Below are 19,808 nucleotides of genomic sequence, written 5' to 3' on the forward strand. Positions count from 1 at the left end.
GGTCCCTTAAGGGGTTTTTGCCGTGGTTGAGACGGGCTGGACCGAAGCGGTCTCGGAGGGAGGCACGCGTCTACCTCTGTTGAGATCCTGGACCAGGTGAAGGGCGTTTTCAGGACCGGCCAGACGGGAGCGATAGAGCTGCAGCGTCTCCATGATCTTGATCACGTAGCGCCGCGTCTCCGTGAACGGGATGCGCTCGATCCAGTCGACCGGGTCCACATCGGGATCCCGGGGGTCGCCGTAGATCCCAACCCACTCCTTCACGCGCCGGGACCGGCGTTGTAGGCCGCGAGGGCCATGAAGTACGAACCGTCGTAATTCGTGATCAGGTCGTTGAGGAACGCTTCGCCGAGCTGCGTATTGTAAGCCGGGTTGGTGAGCTTGGACTTGGAGTAGGTGACATTGTAGCGGCGCGCGACGCCGCGTGCCGTGGCCGGCATGAGCTGCATCAGCCGCTGGCGCCGACCGGACTTTGCGCAGCGGCGTTGAACTCGCTCTCCTGCCGGGACAAGGCATGGACCAAAGCCGGGTCCACCCGCTCGTCGAGCAGGCTCTTGTACGTGGGCATGACTCCGACGGGAAGGGCATAGTCGCCCATGGGAAGATCGCGGTTGAAGGCGATCTTGGACAGGCGCAGGGCCATTTGCTTATGGCCGACAGACTTCGCGTATTCGGCCAGCAGGACGACTTCGGGTGCGGTCTCGAGCGTACGGGACAGTGACAGCAGGAATTGCGGCGTCACCCAGCTCACACCGACGGCCCGGGCCACGCCGAGGGCGCGGACCGCATTGTTCGACATGAACTTGTCGATGTCTTGCGGGGTCGGCACCGGCGTCGCCGTCACATCGAGCCGGGCAGGGCGCGGGTCGAGCGCCTGACGGCCGAGCTGGCCGTAGAAATATTGCGGGTACTTAGCGGCAACGTGGAAGTGAACGGCGGCAGACCCGCGATCACCCAACACGAGGGCCGTGCGCCCGAGCCAATACTCGGAGCGGGAGATGTCCCGTGAATCCGTCGCGGCGCGGCGCATGGAGATGAAATGCCGTAGGGCTGTTTGCGGCTCGTCCAAATACCGAAGCGCCACCCAGCCCGCCAGGAACTCGGCCTCCACAAACTGGTCGGGAAGCTTATGCTGCAGGGCCGCCAGGCCGTGCTTGGCGGCGATCTCGTAAGCGGTGCGGGGCTGCCCGTCGTTCAGCGCGGCCCGGACGTTGACCCGGCGCTCGATCCACCACTCCTTCATGTCGAGAAGGAGATCCGGTTCCAGCGGAACATCCAGCAAGAGCTTCCAGGCGGTGAGCCGCTGCTCCTTGTCCATCGTACGGCGGAGCCACTGGATATTGTTGAAGCGCAGCCCGAGATCGGATTTGAGCGCATCGGCCGGTAGCGCCTTGAGCAGTTTACCGGCGTTGTCGTTGCGCTTGACCACGGCGACGCGCGCCTGGACCTTCTTCTGCTCTGCTTCCGACAGGTTCTTCGCAACACGCAAGGCGGCGCTGCACATCTTCGACTTGTCCGGGTAGAGCAGGACGTCGATGCGGGCGCGGTGGTCCTCGGCGTCGAGCATGCTCCCGAACTCGCTGAGGATCTTCTTCTCGGTGTCCTCGCTGAGATCGTCCTCACGCCAAGCCGCATCCACGGCCACTTCGGCGCGCTCTTTGTCGCCTTCCTTCAGATACACGCCGGCCAGAGCCGCGCGGCCCGCGCCGGTCTCAGGCTCGGAGTCCTTGAAGAACGCCTTGATGCGTTCTGGGGAGGCATCGGCAAGGAACAGAGACGCTTCGGCCTTCTCGCGAAGCGTTTCGAGGCGTGGCCACATCGGATGGGACTTGCGATAAGCCTCGACCGCCTCGGCCTTGAGATAGGTGCTCTTCGTGTGGGCGAAGCGGTACCAGAGCGCAAAGTCGCGCGCGGCCGGGTCTTCTATCTTTGCCAGCGTATCGTCGATCGTTCCCTTGTGGCGCATCACGAAGCGGACGCGGCTCTCGTCTGCGCTGCTGAGCTCGTAGTCGAGCAGCGGCTCGAGGATCGAGACATAGTCGAGCGCGGGTTCCGGTTCCGGTGGAAACATCTTGTCGCGGCGTGGATGAATGTCGGGCTCGGGCACGGTGTCCGGCATGAACGACGCGGGCGCCGCGGCCATCTTGTCGGCGTCGTCGCTCTTGTCGTCGGCTTTTTCCGCAGTGTCCGCCTTGTCCTCCGCAGGCTCGTCTGGAGACTCGCTTGCCGTCTCGGCGGGTTCCGCGCCGTCCGCGGCAGGCTCGTCGGCTTCCTGAGACTCCGGCTGTTCCGCAACGCGCTCGGGATTGGCGGACGGTTGCGGCATCGCGGCGATCGTTGTGGTCCCGCCGGTGTCGGGGAGGGCCTTTGTCGCCGTGGTCTGCTTCTGAACTGTGGTGCCGGGCGTCGCTGGAACCGGTTGTGCCGCAGACGACTTCGTAAGCGGCGCGCCCGCCGTGGCTTCGATCGGACCTCTGAGCTTCGGCTCAGGCGCCGCAGCTGCCTCCGGCATCTGTTCTTGAGTGGCCGCCGTGTTGGCGGCGGCATCTGCCGATTCCGTGCCGCTTGGAACCGTTTCCGGCCGATCGGGGTTACGCTCCGGCAGCGCAACGGCTTCCGGTTTGGCGACAGCGCACGTTGGAACGGCCCAAGCAAAGGCCATGATCAGCGCAATATTGTACGCGTTTGTGCGTTTCATGATCGGCGATTGTTACCGGCTACGACCCGCGCCCAGCGCTTAAACGTCCCCCACTACCCAGGAGCCGCGACGGGTAAAGTCCGCGCAGTTTAACGAAAGTCTACACTGTCTCAAAGATTTCGGCGGAAAGATGACTGAGCTGCGCCAGGAAAGGTAAGCTTCCTTGCCAAGAAGGCGTGTTAGCACCCGACCTCACGGCACTTATTTCGTGCGGCGCGCCGTATGCTCCCAAGCGCTGGATCGTGCGCTGCCGGTCACGCGATATCCGCAATGGGCCGCTTGCCCGGCCACCCCCGAAATCCTATTGTCCCGGCCCACCGAGCGATAACAGACGAAATGATCGCCTCCGCGCCTCCGATCGCGCCAAGGAGTTTGAGTTGTGACTAAGCCGATGTTTCAGGGTTCGATTACGGCCCTCATCACGCCCTTCAAGGACGGTTCCGTGGACGAGGCCGCCTTCCGCAAACTTGTGGAATGGCAGATCGACCAGGGCACGCACGGGCTCGTGCCGTGCGGAACGACCGGTGAGTCGCCGACCCTCGATCATGACGAACATCGCCGCGTCATCGAGCTGTGCATCGAAGCCGCCGCGGGCAGGGTGCCCGTGATTGCCGGAACCGGCTCCAACTCGACGGCCGAAGCGGTTGAGCTGACGCGCCATGCCAAGGATGCCGGCGCCGACGGCGCTCTCGTCGTCACGCCGTATTACAACAAGCCGACTCAAGAGGGCCTCTATCTGCACTACGAGGCCGTCAACGCGGCCGCCGATATCCCGATCGTCATCTACAACATCCCGGGCCGCAGCATCGTCGACATGTCGGTGGAGACCATGGCGCGGCTGTTCAAGCTGAAGAACATCGTGGGCGTGAAGGACGCCACCGCCAATCTCGCGCGCGTCAGCCAGCAGCGGGCGGCAATGGGCCACGAGTTCATCCAGCTCTCCGGCGAAGACGCCACCGCGCTCGGCTTTATGGCCCATGGCGGGGTCGGCTGCATCTCGGTGACCTCCAATATCGCACCGGCGCTCTGCTCGGAATTTCAGCTCGCCTGCCTTGCTGGAAATTTCAAGCGGGCACTGGAGTTGCAGGACCGGCTTATGCCAATACATGAAGCCTTGTTCGTGGAGTCGAACCCCGGTCCGGTGAAGTATGCCGCCGAAAGACTGGGGGTGTGCGGAAGCTCGACCCGCCTGCCGCTCGCACCCATCACCGATGCGACGCGCAAGACTGTCGATGCGGCCATCGAGGCCGCCGGCTTGAAGCCCGTCTAGGATCTTGGAAGGGCCCGAATCATGGCGCCGAAACGCGAGAGCGGAAAGCTCATCGCCGAGAACCGGCGGGCCCGCTACAATTACGAGATTGAAGACACGATCGAGGCCGGCATCGTCCTGACCGGGTCCGAGGTGAAATCCTTGCGGACCGGCAAAGCCAACATTGCCGAGTCCTACGCCTCCAACGAGAACGGTGAGATCTACCTGATCAACTCCCGTATCGATGAGTACAAGGGCGCGGCCCGTTTCGGGCACGAGCGACGCGGCCATCGCAAGCTTCTCCTGCATAAGAAGGAGATGGCGCGGCTGCTCGAGGCTATTCAGCGTCAGGGCATGACGCTCGTACCCTTGCGGCTCTATTTCAACGCGCGGGGCATCGCCAAGCTCTTGCTGGGCCTCGGGCGCGGCAAGAAGGTCCACGACAAGCGCGAGACCGAGAAGAAGCGAGACTGGAACCGGCAGAAGAGCCGGCTGATGCGCGAGAAGGGCTAAACGCCGGAGGTTAGGTCGTGGAGGAACGAGGACCAATGCAACTGACGCCGGGCCTGCCGCTTCCTGCCGTGACGCTGCCGGCGACGGATGGATCCCACATTACCCTCGCGACGCTACCCGGACGCAACATCGTCGCCGTCTATCCCTGGACCGGCTGCCCCGGCGTCCCAAATCCGCCGGGCTGGGACGATATCCCCGGAGCCCACGGGTCGACGCCGGAGCTGGAAGGCTTCCGGGAGGTGTTCGACCTCGTCTCTCATGCCGGCGCGCGCCTCTTCGCGGTCAGCGGACAGACGACGGCGTTCCAGCGCGAAATGGCGCTGCGGCTCGAACTGCCGTTTCCGATTCTGAGCGATGCGGAGGGGGCGTTACGGCGCGCGCTGCACTTACCCACTTTCGAAGCCGGCCCGGAGAGCTATCTGAAACGACTCACCTTCGTGGTCCGGGACGGGCAGATCGAGCACGTCTTCTTCCCGGTCGAGGATCCGGAAGCGCACGCGGCCGAAGTGGTCGATTGGCTGAAAGATCAGGCTTGAGGGAAGAGACTTCGTGACGCGTCGGGAGTTTCTGAGAACTCAGTCTCCCAGGGCGTCGTCCTCGGCGTCCTCGACCGAGTAGCCCAAGGCGCTGAGACCCTCTTCGAGATAGTCCGAGAGCAGCGGCATGCCCAAGAGGTACTCGGCGGTGCGCTTGTTGTGCTCGGAGCGGGCGGTCTCGATCGCGTCCTCGAGTTCGTCTGCCGCGAACGAGCCGCGGCCGATCCAGGCCAACGCGACCAGGCTGACTTGCTCGTCGATATTCAGCTCCCGAATGAAGCCCCGCAATTCGACGACGGTGGAATCGTCCTTGAAATCTTCGAGGATGGATTCGGCGTCGCGGTCGGTCGTGTCGCCGTCGTCCCAGGCACCGACTTTCGCGTCGTATTCGCGCGCCTTCACGATGACGAATCCGACCTTCGTCGGTGATATTTCCAAGCCTGCCATTGGATCTGCGCCGAAGAACGGCTCCCTGTCTTTGGACGTCGCGCCTACACCGAAACCATGCCTGAGTTAGCCCATCCCAGCAACTCAGTCACGCACACTCGCCGCCGCATCCGCGACAACACGTTCGAACATCTCCGGAGTCAGCCGGCCCGTATTGGTGTTAAGGCGGGAGCAGTGGAACGTGTCGAACAGAAGCAGGCCGCCGGGCAGCTTGTGCCGGGCCCCGTGGGCGAACGGATAATCCCGTTTTTTGACCGCGTAGCTCGACAAGATGCTGTCATGGGCCACCCGGCCGATGGCCAACAGCGCGCGCAAGTTCGGCAGCGCCGCCTTGCGCCCATCGAGAAACTGGCGGCAGCACTTGATCTCGCCGCCGGTCGGCTTGTTTTGCGGTGGTACGCAGCGCACGGCGTTGGTGATCATGCAGTCGACGAGGCTGAGCGCTTCCGGTCTCAGGACGTCGTGCTCGCCCTGGGCGAGGCCCGTTTTCAGGAGCGTGGGATAGAGAAGGTCGCCGGCAAAGTCGCCCCAGAAGGGCCGGCCCGTGCGGTTCGCGCCTCTCAAGCCCGGCGCAAGCCCCACGATCAGCAACCGGGCCGTCTCCGGGCCGAAGGACGGGACCGCGCCGTTGTACCAATCGGGATGGGCCACGGCGTTATCGTGGCGGAAGGCGACCAGGCGCTCGCACAAGACACAATCCGTCTTTGGCTCGGCAATAATGTTGGTGGCCACCATGCTGGACGAAGCACCTTGAAGACACAGGAGACCCCATGGGTAGCCTTCAGGCCGCGAGAGAGCAACGTGTGAGGGAGCAGGGCGAAGCCCGGCAGTAGAAGTCAGGGCAAGGTGCGTGCACCCGGCTCAGGTCTCGACGAGATCGGACGGGTCGTAGGCTTCCGTGGATTCCGACTCGTTGTCCGGCCGGCGCCGCTGCGAGCGATCGTTTGATGTGCGGCCAATGTCGTGCTGCAGGTCGACAAGGTCGATGAATTGATCCGCCTGACGGCGCAACTCATCCGCGACCATGGGTGGATTGGTCGAGAGCGACGAGATCACACTGACGCGCTTGCCCTTGTGCTGAAGCGATTCGACGAGCGAGCGAAAGTCGCCGTCGCCCGAGAAGATCACCAGGTGGTCCAGATGCTCGGCGAGCTCCATGGCATCGACGGCAAGCTCGATGTCCATATTGCCTTTGACCTTGCGCCGCCCCGTGGCGTCGACGAACTCCTTGGTCGGTTTCGTGACCATGGTGTAGCCGTTGTAGTCGAGCCAATCGATCAGCGGACGTATCGAGGAATACTCCTGATCTTCGGCCAGGGCCGTGTAGTACAGCGCGCGCACAAGCTGTCCTTTGGAGCGGAACAGCGCCAGCAGCCGCTTGTAATCGATATCGAACGAAAGGGTCTTTGAAGCGGCGTACAGATTCGCGCCGTCGATAAACAAAGCAATCCGTTCCGTTGGATAGAAGTGCATCACCGGTCCTAACGATCAAATTTCGTGTTGGTGCGGGAAAACAAACGCGTACAACGAGTTACTTTCGGTTAGGCGCAGGGGCTCCGCAATTGGTCGCAATGTCTCAGATACTGGTAGGAATGGGGGCAAACTATCCCGGCCCGTGGGGTCCGCCGTCCGAGACGATCAATCGGGCGCTGCGCGCACTCGACGAGAAGGGGGTTTCGCTCCTGAAGGTCTCGAACTTCTACGAGACGGCGGCCGTGGGCCGCGCGGGCCAGCCGCCCTATGTGAACGCGGTCGCGCTGATCGAGACGGCGATGCCCCCGGAGGCCTTGCTCCGCCGCCTGAAGCAGATCGAGCGCGCCGCCGGCCGCAGAGGCGGAAGCCCTTGGGGTCCTCGGAGCCTCGATCTGGATATTCTGGACTTCAAGGGTCGCGTCCGGAACTGGCAGGGGGCCGCGCCGCGATTCGCCCGGGCGGGGCCGCGCCCCTTGGTTTTGCCCCATCCTTGGATTGAAAAGAGGCCGTTCGTCCTGCGGCCGCTCCTGGATGTGGCGCCGAATTGGCGCCATCCGGTGACTAAGAAGTCGGCTCAGGAACTGTGGCGCCGTGTCGCGCAAGGCTGGGAAGGGCAGGTTCTGAGGACCTTGGCTCCCGAGACACGACTTGCCACGGGCGCCTGATTTGCATACATAAGGTCTAAATTCCGCCCATTCTAAAAGGACTTTCAGATGGCTCGCGTCACCGTCGAGGACTGCGTCGACAAGATTGAAAACCGTTTCGAGCTCGTACTTCTGGCCAGCCACCGCGCCCGGACGATCTCGGCCGGTGCTCAGCTGACCGTGCCGCGCGACAACGACAAGAACCCTGTCGTTGCCCTGCGTGAGATCGCCGAGAAGAAGTTCACCCCGGACGACCTCAAGGAAGATTTTATCCACTCCATGCAGAAATACGTGGAAGTGGACGAGCCCGAGGCCGAAGCCGTTCCCGCTCTCACGCAGGACGCGCGGATGCCGGTTCTCGGTCAGGACGATCAGTCCACCGACACGCAGATCGACCGGATGACCGAAGAGGAGCTTCTGCGCCGCATGGCGACCCAGGCGCTCGGATGGTTCCAATGCGGGCCCGCGCGCGCGCTAACGGACGGACAAGAGACCGGCGAGAACGCGAACCGCAACCCTCGCCGGCCTTTCACTTCACACGCGACATTAGATTTACGGCAACCCTGGTTCTCCTAGGGCCTTGTGCTGCCATGGTCTGGCGCGCCATTCTGGCGGGCTGAGATGACCCGCCAATACGAACTCGTCGAACGCATCCTGAGCTATCAGCCCTCGGCCAACGAGGCCTTGCTGAATCGCGCCTATGTCTATGCGATGAAGGCGCATGGCAATCAGAAGCGCGCGTCGGGAGCCCCGTATTTCTCGCACCCGCTCGAAGTGGCGGCGATTTTGGCCGACATGCGCCTGGACGATGCGACCATCGCCACGGCGCTGCTCCATGACACGATCGAGGATACCGAGGCGACGCGCAGCGAGATCGATGCGCTGTTCGGTGCGGAAATCGGCACGCTCGTCGACGGGCTAACCAAGATCAAGAAGCTCGACCTCGTCACCAAAAAGGCCGAGCAGGCGGAGAACTTCCGCAAACTTCTCCTCGCCATCTCCAGCGACATCCGGGTCCTCCTCGTTAAGCTCGCCGACCGTCTGCACAACATGCGGACGCTTGAGCACATGAAGCCGGCCAAGCGCCGGACCATCGCCGAAGAGACGATGGATATTTACGCGCCGCTTGCGGGCCGCATGGGCATGCAATGGCTGCGCGAAGAGCTCGAGGATCTGTCGTTCCGTTGGCTCAACCCCGAGGCCTACGCCACCGTGTCGGAGCGGCTGCGGGTCTTGCGCCAGGACAATCAGGGGCTCATCGACGAAATTCACGGCGCGTTGACGTCGAAGCTCAAGGCCGCGCGGGTGAAGGCCATCGTCGCCGGGCGGGAGAAGAAGCCCTACGCCATCTGGAGCAAGATGGAGCGGAAGCAGATCTCCCTTGAACAACTGTCGGATATCTATGCGTTTCGCATCGTCGTTCCGAAGATGCCGGACTGCTACCGGGCGCTCGCCGTGGTTCATACGAGCTGGCATACCGTGCCGGGACGCTTCAAGGATTACATCTCCAATCCCAAGCAGAACGACTATCAGTCCATCCACACGACGATCGTCGGCCCCAAGCATCAGCGTGTGGAGTTGCAGATCCGCACCGAGGAGATGCACTCGATCGCCGAGTATGGCGTCGCCGCCCACGCGCTCTACAAAGAGGGGGGCAGCGGCAAGCGGGTTCCGGCACAAGACTCAAGCGCATACAGATGGTTGACCCATCTGGTTGGGATTTTGCTCGAAGGCGACAATCCGGAAGAGTTCCTGGAGCACACGAAACTCGAGCTCTTCCACGACCAGGTCTTCTGCTTCACGCCCAAGGGGCGGCTGATCGCACTGCCGCGCGGCGCCAATTGCATCGATTTCGCCTACGCGGTCCACACGCAGGTGGGTAACACCGCCGTGGGCGCAAAGATCAACGGACGTCCCATGCCCCTCGCCACGACGCTGCGGAATGGCGACGAGGTCGAAATCGTCTGCTCGGACGCCCAGTCGCCGCCCGTGGCCTGGGAGCGCTTGGCGGTCACCGGCAAGGCGCGCTCGGCCATCCGGCGGGCGTCGCGCGATGCCGTGCGGCTCCAATACGACAAGCTCGGCCGGGAGATCCTCGATCGCGCCTTCCGCCGCCACGGTCAGTCATTCAGCGAGGATGCCATCGCCAAGGCGCTGCCGCGCTTGTCACAAAAGACGGCCGAAGATGTCGTGACCGCCGTGGGCCGTGGCGAGCTGACGTCGACCGATGTGTTTCGCGCGGCTTTTCCGGAGGAAATCGCCGGCCCCATGCCCAAGCGCCGCCGGCAGGTGAAACGCAGCGACGAAGGCTGGTTCGGCCTCGGCAAGGTCATGGGACTGAAATTCCGCTGGCCTGGCTCGGGGAGCAAGGGCCGCGTCGAAGGTCCTGCGGGCCCGGAAGGCATCCCCATTCGCGGTCTGAAGAGCGGACTTCCGGTGCATTTCGCCGAAGGCGGCGCCATACCGGGCGACCGGATCGTCGGGATTCTCTCGCCGGGACACGGGATCACGATTTATCCGATCCACGCGGCCGCGCTGAAGGCGTTCGACGACGAGCCGGAACGGTGGATCGACGTCACCTGGGACATCGACGAGGACAATCCGCAGCGTTTTCCGGCGAAGATTGCGGTGACGGCCATGAACGAGCCAGGCAGTCTCGCCCAGATTGCGACGGTGATCGGCGAGGTCGACGGCAACATCCAGAATATCAAGATGACCAACCAGGTTGCCGACTACACGGAGATGCTGATCGACCTGGACGTGTGGGACCTGCAGCATCTCAACGAGATTTTGACCGGTTTGCGCGCGCGCGACGTTGTCAGCAGCGCCACCCGGTCCGAAGACTAACGGCCTGCAAGATACTGGCACAAAGCGAAAAATAACCCCAAATATGTTAGGGCACGCGCCCGTAAGCGCGAATGCGGGAATTCGCCTGCAACGAGGTAGAGATGCTGTTCAAGCGCCGCGAGGCGGAAAGTTGGCTGAACCGGGTACGGGTGTCGCTGTGGCCGCGCCGCAGTTGGGGCCGCTCAACGCGCTACGTGGTGCACCGGGTGCGCCGCTTGAGCGCGACGCGCACGGCCGTCGCCTTGGGCTTCGCCGCGGGCGTCTTTATCTCGGCCACGCCGTTTATCGGTTTTCACATGATCCTGTCGGCCACGCTCGCGTGGATCGTCGGCGGCAGTATCGTCGCCGCGCTTCTCGGCACCTTCATCGGCAATCCGCTGACCTATCCGCTGTTCTGGGTCAGCAGCTACGAAGTGGGCTCGCTCATGTTGGGTCGGGGCGAGAACAAGGTCGAACTCGATCTTTCCGCCGGCATCTTTCAGACCGAGCAGATCTGGACGCTTCTGAAACCGATGACCCTCGGCTCGATTCCCATCGGCATTGTGCTTGGCCTCCTAAGCTATGCCTTGGTGAGGCCGGCCGTGAACGCCTACCAGCATCGGCGCCGCGATCTTCGCTCCGCAAACGAAGTCGTGTGAACGCGCCGGAAGGAGAGGTGAGGTGCAGAAGGTGACACGCGTCCCGAAGATCCGGCTGGGGATCAATATCGACCATGTGGCGACGTTGCGAAACGCGCGCGGCGGCACGCTGCCGGACCCAATTCGGGCGGCGCAACTTGCCGCGGATGCGGGTGCCGACAACATCACCGCTCATCTGCGTGAAGACCGCCGGCACATCCGCGACGACGATATTGCCCGGTTGCTCGCCGAGGTCGACTGCCCGCTCAACATGGAGATGGCCGCGACCGACGAGATGACCGGCATCGCGCTCGAGGCGAAACCGCCCTGGACCTGTCTGGTGCCCGAGCGGCGCGAGGAGCGGACGACCGAAGGCGGTCTCGACGTGGTCGCGCAGCACAATGCGCTGGCGCCCGTTGTTGCGGCGTTGGCAGAGGCGGGCATCGAGGTATCGCTCTTCATCGGGGCGGAGCGCCCCCAGATCGAGGCGGCCGCGCGGCTGGCCGTGCCCGCGATCGAGATCCACACCGGAGGCTGGTGTGACGCGATTGCCGACGGCCGCGAGGACGATGCCGAGAAGGAATGGCAGGCCATTGTCGACGGGGCCGCATACGCACATGGCCTGGGCCTCGAAGTTCATGCCGGCCACGGGCTCAACTATGCGACCGCCGAGAAGATCTCGACGATTCCCGAAATCGTCGAGCTCAATATCGGCCACTTCCTGGTCGGCGAATCGGTCTTTGTCGGCCTCGGCGAATCCGTCCGGCGGATACGCGCGGCGATGGACCGGGGACGGGAAGCGCTGCGTCTCGGTGAGGGGGGCCGCATTGCATCATGATCATCGGCCTGGGCAACGACATCATCGATATCAGGCGCATCGAGAAGACCATCGAGCGCTACGGCGAACGTTTTCTCACGCGCGTCTTCACCGAGACCGAACGGGTGAAATCCGACCGGCGCAAGCTTAGAGCCGCCTCCTATGCCAAGCGCTTCGCGGCCAAGGAGGCCTGCGCCAAGGCGCTCGGGACCGGCTTCAGCCGCGGCGTCTTCTGGCATGACCTTGGCGTGGTCAATTTGCCGTCGGGGCGTCCCACCATGGCGCTCACGGGCGGTGCCGCGCGCATCCTGGACGAACTGCTCCCGGACGGCCACGAAGCCCAGATCGATCTGACCATCACCGACGACTTCCCCACGGCCCAGGCGATTGTGATCATCTCCGCAATCCGCCGGTCGCCATAAAATTGCGCCAGTATCCGCGTCCTTGGTTTGCTCAGGACCTGGGGAGGGGCTATAGGGGCTCCAACAACACTTGCTGAGAGGGTCGGCCTGCTGCGCGGGCCTTGTACCCTGAGGAGAGCGCCGTATGAGCGTGGACGCGGAAAAGACGGCATCGAAGGGCGGTAACTGGGAGACGGTTCGCGTCGTCATTCACGCACTGATCCTGGCGCTGATCGTGCGCGTGTTCCTGTTTCAGCCGTTCAATATCCCGTCGGGTTCGATGATTCCGACCCTGCTCATCGGCGATTACCTGTTCGTCTCGAAATACAGCTACGGCTACAGCCGCTATTCCTTTCCGTTCGGTCTGAACCTGTTCTCGGGACGCGTCTGGGCGGCGGAGCCCAAGCGCGGCGATGTGGTGGTATTCAAGCTGCCCCGCGACAACGAGACCGACTACATCAAGCGTGTCATCGGCTTGCCCGGCGACGAGATCCAGATGATCCACGGCGTGCTCAACATCAACGGCAAGGCCGTGGACAAGGTGAAGGTCGACGATTTCGTCACGGAAGCCGTGGGCGGGCGCGACCGTCATTTCACCCGCTACATGGAAACCCTCCCCAATGGGGTCACCTATCCGGTGCTGGACCTCGTCAATGAGGGCGCCGGCGACAACACCGACGTCTACAAGGTGCCCGAAGGGCATTTCTTCATGATGGGCGACAATCGCGACAACTCCACGGACAGCCGCTTCTTGTCCGAGGTCGGTTTCGTGCCCTTCGAGAACCTCGTCGGCAAAGCGCAGGTCATCTTCTTCTCCATCGATGAGGACTCCAGCTTCTGGCAGGTCTGGCGGTGGCCGACAGATGTCCGGTGGGACCGCATCTTCAAGACGGTGAACTAGGCTCGTGGCCAAGCGGCGCATCTCGGATGTCGGTGTCCTAGCCGAGCGCATCGGACACAGTTTCAACAAGCCCGCGCTGCTGACCTTGGCGCTGACTCATGCAAGTGCGCGCCCCGGCTCCAAGCCCAACGAAGACAACGAGCGTCTCGAGTTTCTCGGCGACCGCGTGCTGGGCCTGTCGATCGCGCAGTTGCTGTCGGAACGCTATCCGGAAGCCAGCGAAGGCGAATTGGCGCGATGGTTCAACCATCTCGTCCGGACGGAGACCTGCGCCGAAGCAGGCCAAAGCTGGCAGTTGGGCGATTTCATCTTGATGAGCGGCGGCGAAGCGGGTTCCGGCGGACGGCGCAAGAAGACGATCCTCGCCAATGCGTGCGAGGCGGTTCTGGGTGCGGTGTTCTCCGACGCGGGCTATGACGCGGCGCGCGAGCTTGTCTGGCGCACCTGGGCGCCGTATCTCGCCGAACTGAAGGAGGCCGCGCCGGACGCAAAGTCGGTCCTGCAGGAATGGGCGCAAGGGCGTCAGCTGCCGCTTCCGAACTATATCGAGGTCTCGCGCGAAGGCCCCGACCATGCGCCGCTCTTCACGGCGGAGGTCCACGTGGAGGGGGTGGCGCCCGAACGCGGCGAAGGCTTGAACAAGCGCGCGGCGGAGCAAGCCGCGGCGCTGGCGATGCTCCTGCGGGAAGGTGTCTGGCAGGCTTCCGCCAATGACTGACACCACAGACACCCCAACGCGCTGCGGCTTCGTCGCCCTGATCGGCGCGCCCAATAGCGGCAAGTCCACACTGACCAACGCGCTTGTCGGCGCGAAGGTGTCGATCGTCACCCACAAGGCGCAGACGACGCGCGGCCCCGTACGCGGCATCGTGCTCGCAGGCGATGCGCAAGTCATTCTGGTGGATACGCCCGGTATCTTTCAGCCCAAGCGCCGGCTCGATCGCGCTATGGCGCAAGCGGCCTGGGAACGGGCAGGGGATGCGGACATCGTTGCCCTCGTGGTGGATGCGGCGCGCGGACTGGACGAGAAGCTGGAACCCATTGTCGAGCAGCTCCCTGAGCTGAACCGTCCCGTGATCGCGGTGCTCAACAAGATCGATCTCGTGAAGAAGCCGGACCTCTTGAAGCTGACATCCGAGCTTCTGGGTCTCAAGGCGTTTGCGGAGATCTTCATGGTGTCGGCGCTGACGGGCGATGGCGTCGACGACCTTCGGGCCTACCTGGCGGGCGCCGTTCCCGAAGGACCGTGGCTGTTCCCGGAAGACCAGCTTTCCGATGCCTCGCTCCGGCAGACCGCCGCCGAGATTACGCGCGAGAAGCTGTTCCTGCGCCTCCACGAAGAACTGCCTTATGCGCTGACGGTCGAAACGACGGACTGGAAGGTGCTCAAGGATGAGAGCGTGCGCATCGAGCAGACCATCTTCGTCGAGCGCGAAAGCCAGCGCCGCATCGTACTCGGCGCCAAGGGACAGATGATCAAGGAAATCGGCCAGGCCTCGCGCGAGGACATTGCCGAGATCGCCGGCGTGCCCGTGCATCTGTTCCTGTTCGTGAAGGTACGCGAGCGCTGGGGCGAAGATCCCGAGCGCTTCCGCGAGATGGGTCTCGACTATCCCAAGAAATAGTCCGCCTGGCGCCGTCACGCCGGACTAGGCAAAGCCGCGAAAGTTAGGCCAAGCTGCCGCTATGGACTGGAGCGACGAAGGCATCTTCCTGAGCGGCAAGCCACTTGGCGAGGCCAACCTCATCGCCGAGGTGTTGACGCTCGAGCATGGCCGCCATCTCGGCCTGGTGCGCGGAGGGCGCTCCCGCCGCATTCGCCCGACGCTCCAACCCGGCAACCTCGTCCGCGTCACTTGGCGCGCGCGTCTTGCCGAGCATCTCGGCGGTTATAATGTCGAACTGATGGAGGCCCACGGGGCACGCGCGCTCGACGACCCGCGCGCGCTTGCGGCGATCGGCATGCTCGGTGAGTTCGTGAAGCTCCTGCCCGAACGGGACCCGCACCCGGAGCTCTACGCCACGACGCTGCATGTGCTGCGGTCCTTCGCCGAGCCCGATATCTGGCCGGCGCTGCTCGTGTACTGGGAGATGCAGCTGCTCCAGGAGATCGGTTTCGGTCTCGACCTCACGTCCTGTGCCGCGACGGGGAGCACGGAGGAGCTTATCTACGTGTCGCCGAAATCGGGGCGGGCGGTCAGCCGCGAGGCCGGCACTCCCTACGCGGACAAGATGCTGCCGCTGCCGCAATTTCTGATCGACAGTTCCGCCTCGCTCGCCCCCACCGACGTCGTCGCGGGCTTCGGGCTCACCGGCTTCTTTCTGGAGAGGGACGCGCTCGCGCCGCACGGCCTCAAATTCCCCGATGCGCGCAACCGCCTGCTCGATCTCCTACGGCGGGAGCCTCACGCCGCTTGAGGCGACTCCCACTGCTATTGAGGGACAGATGACGCTGTTTCCTGAAGGTCCAAGAGCACGCAGAGAATACAAGGTGCGTGGTGAACGTCCCTTTGACTTCTACAACTCGTGCGGCCGTGCAGGTTACGACGAGTTTCGGGCATTGGTGAACGCGTGGCTCTCCGCGTTGCCTGCGCCAGATCAGCAGGAACTCATCGCGAGGATGCGGCGTGGAAGCGACCGAGAGTTCGACAGTGGAATTGTGGAGCTTGTTGTCCACACATTACTCGTGCGGTTGGGATTTGAGGTCGAGGTCCATCCGCAACTCTCCCATACGAGCCGCCGACCCGATTTCCTTGCAAAACTAGCCGACACCGATCAGCACATTTTCGTTGAAGTAACAACGATGAACCCGCCCGAAAGGACAACTGCGGAAAGAAACAGGGAGGACATGCTGTTCGAAACAATAAACCGGGCAAGACTCCCTGCTGGCTGCTACCTGGGATACGAACTCATCGAAGGATCTCCCCGAAGTCCGGCATTGCGCAGAGTCGCTTCCACTGTGGAGCAGTGGGCACAAAGGAACAACCAACTTGCAAGAAAAGCCATCGTCTCCGAAGTCTTCGACTTCGATGGTTGGACTGTAGAACTCCAGTTGATTGCTGGAGAAAGCAAAAAGGTGGCTTCTAGAGCGATCGGATTGATGGGTACTGAAGCCAGGTGGATCGCTCCACACCTGGACCTTCGCTCCGCTCTTGAACGTAAGGCGCGCCGGTACGGTGAATTGAATGCGCCATATCTCATCGTTGCAGCCGAAGCCAGGGAGGACATGTGGAACACAGGAAGTTCCTCGGAGACGATGCTTGACGCGTTGCTCGGAGATAGGGTCTTTCGCGTGGTCAAGGGACGTAGACCGACGCCTGGACGTGCAAGGAATGGGTTCTGGTTCGCCCGGGGTGCACCATGCAATCAAAACGTCAGCGGGGTGCTCACAATTCCGACGAGCCAACTATGGGCTTTGCGCAGCACTCATCATCAAGCGCTTTTGGCGATCAACCCATGGGCACAACATCTACTGCCAGATGAGTTTCGCAGGTTGCGCAACATCGGAAGAACCGACGATGGCTGGAGTGTGCAGGAAAACAATCTGTTGGCCGACCTGCTTGACGTGCCCGAGCCGTGGCCTCCCGAAGAGCAATAATTGCCGGGAGCCTCACGCCGCTTGAGGCGACTCACGCGATGGGTTAGCCAAACGATATGGGAAAACGCGCGACGCCCCCCGAGCAGGGGCCTATTGAGCCGATCAATCTGAAAGAGGCGCTGGAAGAGCGCTATCTCGCCTACGCGCTGTCCACGATTACCCACCGGGCGCTCCCGGACGTGCGCGACGGGCTGAAGCCGGTCCACCGGCGGCTGCTCTACGCCATGCAGCAATTGCGCCTGCAGCCGCAGGGCGAGTTCCGCAAATGCGCGAAGATCGTCGGCGACACGATGGGCAACTTCCATCCCCACGGCAATCAGGCGATCTACGACGCGCTGGCGCGGCTGGCGCAGGATTTCGCCGTGCGTTATCCGCTGATCGACGGGCAGGGGAACTTCGGCAATATAGACGGGGATAACCCCGCCGCCGACCGCTACACCGAAGCGCGGCTGACGGACATTGCCGCCCGGCTTCTGGAAGGCATCGACGAGGACACGGTCGACTTCCGCCCGAACTACGACGGGCGCGAAATGGAGCCATCCGTGCTGCCGGCGAACTTCCCGAACCTGCTCGCCAACGGTGCGTCCGGCATCGCCGTCGGCATGGCGACGAATATCCCGCCCCACAATGTGGGCGAGCTGTGCGACGCCGCGCTCCATCTCATCAAGTTCCCGAATGCCACGGCCGACAAGCTTGTCTCGTTTGTGCCGGGGCCGGATTTGCCCACGGGCGGCATCATTGTCGAGCCGCGCGAGCAGATCCTCGAAGCGTACAAGACGGGGCGGGGATCTTTCCGCTTGCGCGCACGCTGGGAGAAGGAAGACGCGGGCCGCGGCACCTACCAGGTCGTCGTCACAGAGATTCCCTACCAGGTTCCGAAGGCCCGGCTCGTGGCGCGCATTGCCGAACTGCTTCAGGCCAAGAAGTTGCCGCTTCTGGCCGATGTACGCGACGAGTCGGCCGAGGACGTGCGGCTGGTGCTGGAGCCGAAGAGCCGCAGCGTCGATCCCTCACTTCTGATGGAGTCGCTGTTCAAGCTGACCGAGCTCGAGACCCGCGTCTCGCTCAACATGAACGTGCTGAGCGAGGGCAAGATCCCGAACGTGCTCGGTCTGCGCCAGGTTCTGCTGGAATGGCTCGATCACCGGCAGGAAGTATTGGTCCGGCGCTCCAACTTCCGGCTGTCGAAGATCGACCACCGGCTGGAGGTGCTTGAAGGCTACCTGATCGTCTATCTGAACCTCGATCGGGTCATCCAGATCGTGCGCGAAGAGGACGAGCCAAAACCCGTCCTGATGAAGGAGTTCAAGCTCACCGACGTTCAGGCCGAGGCCATCCTCAATATGCGGCTCCGCGCCTTGCGGAGACTGGAGGAGATGGAGATCCGGCGCGAACACGACGATCTCACCAAGGAGCGGAAAGAGCTGAAGGCGCTCCTCAAATCCGAAGACCAGCAGTGGAAGCGGATCGGCGACGAGATCAAGGAGATCAAAGACGCCTTCGGGCCGAAGACCGGGCTCGGACGCCGTCGCACCACCTTCGACGAAGCGCCCGAAGACGTCGCCGACGTTCTTGCCGAAGCGATGATCGAGAAGGAGCCTGTCACCGTCGTCTTGTCGGATAAAGGATGGATACGGACGATTAAGGGGCACAATACCGACACCTCGAAACTGTCGTTCAAGGATGGCGACAGGTTGCGGCAGCTCCTGCACGCCCAGACGACGGACACGCTGTTGCTGTTCGCCACAAACGGCCGCTTCTATTCGCTCAGCGCCGACAAGCTGCCGGGCGGGCGCGGACACGGCGAGCCCTTCCGGCTGATGATCGACATCGAGGACGCAGGCGACTGCGTCGAGCTGATCGTGCACGAGGCGGGCCGGAAGCTGATGGTCGCCTCCACGGCCGGATACGGTTTCGTGGTTGCCGAGGACGATGTGATCGCCATGACCCGCAAGGGCAAGCAGGTGCTGAATGTGAAGGGGGACGACGAGGCCGCCGTCTTGGCGCCGGTCTCGGGCGACAGCGTTGCCGTCATCGGTGACAACAGAAAGCTGCTGCTGTTTCCCCTTTCGGAACTGCCTGAGATGCCGCGGGGCAAGGGCGTGCGATTGCAGCGCTATCGCGACGGCGGGCTGGCGGACGCCAAGACCTTCTCGAAGAAGGAAGGGCTCGTCTATATCGACGCGGCGGGCCGGAGCTTCACCCTGTCGTCGGCGGATTTGCGCGATTGGTGGGGTGCTCGCGCCGCAGCGGGCCGGCTGCCGCCGCGCGGTTTCCCCAAGTCGGGCAAGTTCGGCGAAAAGTTCTAGCGCTTTAGGGCGTCCGTGGCCGAGCCCCGCACCCATCCCCTGGACGTCAGCCGTTCCTGAGGCTGGAAGCGCTCCTTGTAGCGCATCTTCCGGGATCCCTCGATCCAGTAACCGAGATAGACATACGGGTAGCCGACCGTGCGGGCGTACTCCACATGCTCGAGGATCATGTACGTGCCGAGGCTGCGCTGGGCGAAAGCCGGATCGAAGAAGCTGTAGACCATCGAGATCCCGTCGCTCAGCCGGTCGCAGAGCGCGGCCGCGATCAGCGGGGCTTCGCCGGTGATCGGGTCCGGCTTCTGCCGGTACTCGGTGATGAAGGTCTCCACCACGCTGTCCTCGACCATGAGCGAGAAGTCGAGGACGCTCATTTCGGCCATGCCGCCGTCCCCGTGCCGTGCCTCGATATAGTCGCGGAAGAGGGCGTATTGCTCTGAGCTGGGCGTCGCAGCCTGGCGCGTCACAACGAGATCGGCGTTGGCGCGCGCGATCCGCTTGAGCGACCGCTTCGGCTCGAATTCGTTCACCAGCAGGCGCACGGGAACGCAGGCCGAGCAGGAGTCGCAATAGGGCATGTAGGCGATGTTCTGGCTGCGCCGGAAACCGCCCTTGAGCAGATTGTCGATGAGAAAGCCGGGCTTGTCGCGCGTCAGGTGCGTGAAGAGTTTCCGCTCCATCCGGCCCGCCAGGTACGGGCAGGGCTGGGGGGCGGTGATGTAGAACTCCGGAAAATTGTTCTTGTGTTCTGTCACGGGTAC

General features: G+C 63.2%; 22 protein-coding genes. 15 read left to right on the plus strand and 7 right to left on the minus strand.

Annotated features, from left to right (window positions below):
* Positions 1-6 precede the first annotated feature (6 nt).
* The 3 genes from AUC70_RS14365 to AUC70_RS14375 are packed head-to-tail and all read right to left on the minus strand — an operon-like array spanning position 7 to position 2,698.
* Positions 7-264: a lysozyme family protein gene (locus tag AUC70_RS14365; RefSeq protein ID WP_069445452.1), complete on the minus strand. Its 258-nt coding sequence runs from the start codon at positions 262-264 to the stop codon at positions 7-9.
* A complete protein-coding gene (locus AUC70_RS14370) occupies positions 261-449 on the minus strand; it encodes a transglycosylase SLT domain-containing protein (RefSeq protein WP_069445453.1) in 189 nt (62 codons plus the stop codon). Before AUC70_RS14370 ends, AUC70_RS14365 begins: the two co-directional genes overlap by 4 nt.
* Complete coding sequence (locus AUC70_RS14375; protein WP_069445454.1) at positions 449-2,698, minus strand: lytic transglycosylase domain-containing protein; 2,250 nt, start codon at positions 2,696-2,698, stop codon at positions 449-451. The genes AUC70_RS14370 and AUC70_RS14375 overlap by 1 nt, the downstream gene beginning before the upstream one ends.
* A 391-nt stretch (positions 2,699-3,089) precedes the next feature.
* On the opposite strand from AUC70_RS14375, the gene dapA reads away from it, so the two are divergent.
* The 3 genes from dapA to AUC70_RS14390 are packed head-to-tail and all read left to right on the plus strand — an operon-like array spanning position 3,090 to position 4,996.
* Positions 3,090-3,968: a 4-hydroxy-tetrahydrodipicolinate synthase gene (dapA, locus tag AUC70_RS14380; RefSeq protein WP_069445455.1), complete on the plus strand. Its 879-nt coding sequence runs from the start codon at positions 3,090-3,092 to the stop codon at positions 3,966-3,968.
* Positions 3,969-3,989: 21 nt separating this feature from the next.
* On the plus strand, positions 3,990-4,460 hold the full coding sequence (gene smpB, locus AUC70_RS14385) for an SsrA-binding protein SmpB (RefSeq protein WP_069445456.1): 471 nt from the start codon (positions 3,990-3,992) through the stop codon (positions 4,458-4,460).
* A 35-nt stretch (positions 4,461-4,495) separates the two neighbouring features.
* Entirely contained in the window at positions 4,496-4,996 is a 501-nt protein-coding gene (locus tag AUC70_RS14390; protein ID WP_083241609.1) for a peroxiredoxin, read from the plus strand.
* A 39-nt stretch (positions 4,997-5,035) separates the two neighbouring features.
* Here AUC70_RS14390 and AUC70_RS14395 read toward each other — a convergent pair whose 3' ends face one another.
* From AUC70_RS14395 to AUC70_RS14405, 3 genes are all read right to left on the minus strand, one after another.
* The gene (locus tag AUC70_RS14395; protein WP_069445458.1) at positions 5,036-5,443 is read right to left on the minus strand and encodes a DUF3775 domain-containing protein; all 408 of its coding nucleotides are present in this window, start codon (positions 5,441-5,443) and stop codon (positions 5,036-5,038) included.
* Positions 5,444-5,527: 84 nt separating this feature from the next.
* Positions 5,528-6,133 (minus strand): uracil-DNA glycosylase, encoded by a 606-nt coding sequence (locus AUC70_RS14400; RefSeq protein WP_342022531.1) that lies wholly within the window; start codon positions 6,131-6,133, stop codon positions 5,528-5,530.
* Between the two features lie 171 nt (positions 6,134-6,304).
* Positions 6,305-6,916, minus strand: a complete 612-nt coding sequence (locus AUC70_RS14405; RefSeq protein WP_069445460.1) for a LabA-like NYN domain-containing protein — start codon at positions 6,914-6,916, stop codon at positions 6,305-6,307.
* Positions 6,917-7,035: 119 nt separating this feature from the next.
* Here AUC70_RS14405 and folK point away from each other — a divergent pair, with 119 nt between their 5' ends.
* The 12 genes from folK to parC all read left to right on the plus strand — a co-directional run bounded on the left by folK (position 7,036) and on the right by parC (position 19,050).
* The gene (folK, locus tag AUC70_RS14410) at positions 7,036-7,581 is read left to right on the plus strand and encodes a 2-amino-4-hydroxy-6-hydroxymethyldihydropteridine diphosphokinase (RefSeq protein ID WP_069445461.1); all 546 of its coding nucleotides are present in this window, start codon (positions 7,036-7,038) and stop codon (positions 7,579-7,581) included.
* A gap of 48 nt (positions 7,582-7,629) precedes the next feature.
* Positions 7,630-8,136: a DNA-directed RNA polymerase subunit omega gene (rpoZ, locus tag AUC70_RS14415; protein WP_141702149.1), complete on the plus strand. Its 507-nt coding sequence runs from the start codon at positions 7,630-7,632 to the stop codon at positions 8,134-8,136.
* Between the two features lie 45 nt (positions 8,137-8,181).
* A complete protein-coding gene (locus tag AUC70_RS14420; RefSeq protein ID WP_069445462.1) occupies positions 8,182-10,407 on the plus strand; it encodes a RelA/SpoT family protein in 2,226 nt (741 codons plus the stop codon).
* Between the two features lie 101 nt (positions 10,408-10,508).
* Positions 10,509-11,045 (plus strand): DUF2062 domain-containing protein, encoded by a 537-nt coding sequence (locus AUC70_RS14425; protein ID WP_069445530.1) that lies wholly within the window; start codon positions 10,509-10,511, stop codon positions 11,043-11,045.
* Between the two features lie 22 nt (positions 11,046-11,067).
* Positions 11,068-11,862 (plus strand): pyridoxine 5'-phosphate synthase, encoded by a 795-nt coding sequence (locus tag AUC70_RS14430; protein WP_425283607.1) that lies wholly within the window; start codon positions 11,068-11,070, stop codon positions 11,860-11,862.
* Positions 11,859-12,263, plus strand: a complete 405-nt coding sequence (gene acpS, locus AUC70_RS14435) for a holo-ACP synthase (RefSeq protein ID WP_069445463.1) — start codon at positions 11,859-11,861, stop codon at positions 12,261-12,263. The genes AUC70_RS14430 and acpS overlap by 4 nt, the downstream gene beginning before the upstream one ends.
* A 124-nt stretch (positions 12,264-12,387) precedes the next feature.
* On the plus strand, positions 12,388-13,143 hold the full coding sequence (gene lepB, locus AUC70_RS14440; protein WP_069445464.1) for a signal peptidase I: 756 nt from the start codon (positions 12,388-12,390) through the stop codon (positions 13,141-13,143).
* Positions 13,144-13,147: 4 nt separating this feature from the next.
* Positions 13,148-13,861, plus strand: a complete 714-nt coding sequence (rnc, locus tag AUC70_RS14445) for a ribonuclease III (protein WP_069445465.1) — start codon at positions 13,148-13,150, stop codon at positions 13,859-13,861.
* The gene (era, locus tag AUC70_RS14450) at positions 13,854-14,768 is read left to right on the plus strand and encodes a GTPase Era (protein ID WP_069445466.1); all 915 of its coding nucleotides are present in this window, start codon (positions 13,854-13,856) and stop codon (positions 14,766-14,768) included. Before rnc ends, era begins: the two co-directional genes overlap by 8 nt.
* A gap of 61 nt (positions 14,769-14,829) precedes the next feature.
* On the plus strand, positions 14,830-15,561 hold the full coding sequence (recO, locus tag AUC70_RS14455) for a DNA repair protein RecO (protein ID WP_069445467.1): 732 nt from the start codon (positions 14,830-14,832) through the stop codon (positions 15,559-15,561).
* 28 nt (positions 15,562-15,589) lie between these two features.
* Complete coding sequence (locus AUC70_RS14460; protein WP_141702150.1) at positions 15,590-16,741, plus strand: hypothetical protein; 1,152 nt, start codon at positions 15,590-15,592, stop codon at positions 16,739-16,741.
* A gap of 56 nt (positions 16,742-16,797) precedes the next feature.
* The gene (parC, locus tag AUC70_RS14465; RefSeq protein ID WP_069445469.1) at positions 16,798-19,050 is read left to right on the plus strand and encodes a DNA topoisomerase IV subunit A; all 2,253 of its coding nucleotides are present in this window, start codon (positions 16,798-16,800) and stop codon (positions 19,048-19,050) included.
* On the opposite strand, the gene AUC70_RS14470 is transcribed toward parC, so the two are convergent.
* Positions 19,047-19,802, minus strand: a complete 756-nt coding sequence (locus AUC70_RS14470; protein ID WP_069445470.1) for an arginyltransferase — start codon at positions 19,800-19,802, stop codon at positions 19,047-19,049. The genes parC and AUC70_RS14470 overlap by 4 nt on opposite strands.
* Positions 19,803-19,808: the final 6 nt, after the last annotated feature.

It is taken from the genome of Methyloceanibacter stevinii (assembly GCF_001723355.1).
GTDB lineage: Bacteria > Pseudomonadota > Alphaproteobacteria > Rhizobiales > Methyloligellaceae > Methyloceanibacter > Methyloceanibacter stevinii.

What these genes read in the sequence shown, in the direction of transcription:
- smpB (WP_069445456.1), top strand. Translation starts at nt 3,990, where the DNA reads ATGGCGCCGAAACGCGAGAGCGGAAAGCTCATCGCCGAGAACCGGCGG.
- acpS (WP_069445463.1), top strand. Translation starts at nt 11,859, where the DNA reads ATGATCATCGGCCTGGGCAACGACATCATCGATATCAGGCGCATCGAG.
- parC (WP_069445469.1), top strand. Translation starts at nt 16,798, where the DNA reads ATGGGAAAACGCGCGACGCCCCCCGAGCAGGGGCCTATTGAGCCGATC.
- recO (WP_069445467.1), top strand. Translation starts at nt 14,830, where the DNA reads ATGGACTGGAGCGACGAAGGCATCTTCCTGAGCGGCAAGCCACTTGGC.
- AUC70_RS14420 (WP_069445462.1), top strand. Translation starts at nt 8,182, where the DNA reads ATGACCCGCCAATACGAACTCGTCGAACGCATCCTGAGCTATCAGCCC.
- AUC70_RS14370 (WP_069445453.1), bottom strand. Translation starts at nt 449, where the DNA reads ATGCAGCTCATGCCGGCCACGGCACGCGGCGTCGCGCGCCGCTACAAT.
- AUC70_RS14425 (WP_069445530.1), top strand. Translation starts at nt 10,509, where the DNA reads ATGCTGTTCAAGCGCCGCGAGGCGGAAAGTTGGCTGAACCGGGTACGG.
- AUC70_RS14395 (WP_069445458.1), bottom strand. Translation starts at nt 5,443, where the DNA reads ATGGCAGGCTTGGAAATATCACCGACGAAGGTCGGATTCGTCATCGTG.
- dapA (WP_069445455.1), top strand. Translation starts at nt 3,090, where the DNA reads ATGTTTCAGGGTTCGATTACGGCCCTCATCACGCCCTTCAAGGACGGT.
- AUC70_RS14405 (WP_069445460.1), bottom strand. Translation starts at nt 6,916, where the DNA reads ATGCACTTCTATCCAACGGAACGGATTGCTTTGTTTATCGACGGCGCG.
- rpoZ (WP_141702149.1), top strand. Translation starts at nt 7,630, where the DNA reads ATGGCTCGCGTCACCGTCGAGGACTGCGTCGACAAGATTGAAAACCGT.
- AUC70_RS14375 (WP_069445454.1), bottom strand. Translation starts at nt 2,698, where the DNA reads ATGAAACGCACAAACGCGTACAATATTGCGCTGATCATGGCCTTTGCT.
- AUC70_RS14460 (WP_141702150.1), top strand. Translation starts at nt 15,590, where the DNA reads ATGACGCTGTTTCCTGAAGGTCCAAGAGCACGCAGAGAATACAAGGTG.
- era (WP_069445466.1), top strand. Translation starts at nt 13,854, where the DNA reads ATGACTGACACCACAGACACCCCAACGCGCTGCGGCTTCGTCGCCCTG.
- AUC70_RS14390 (WP_083241609.1), top strand. Translation starts at nt 4,496, where the DNA reads ATGCAACTGACGCCGGGCCTGCCGCTTCCTGCCGTGACGCTGCCGGCG.
- lepB (WP_069445464.1), top strand. Translation starts at nt 12,388, where the DNA reads ATGAGCGTGGACGCGGAAAAGACGGCATCGAAGGGCGGTAACTGGGAG.
- folK (WP_069445461.1), top strand. Translation starts at nt 7,036, where the DNA reads ATGGGGGCAAACTATCCCGGCCCGTGGGGTCCGCCGTCCGAGACGATC.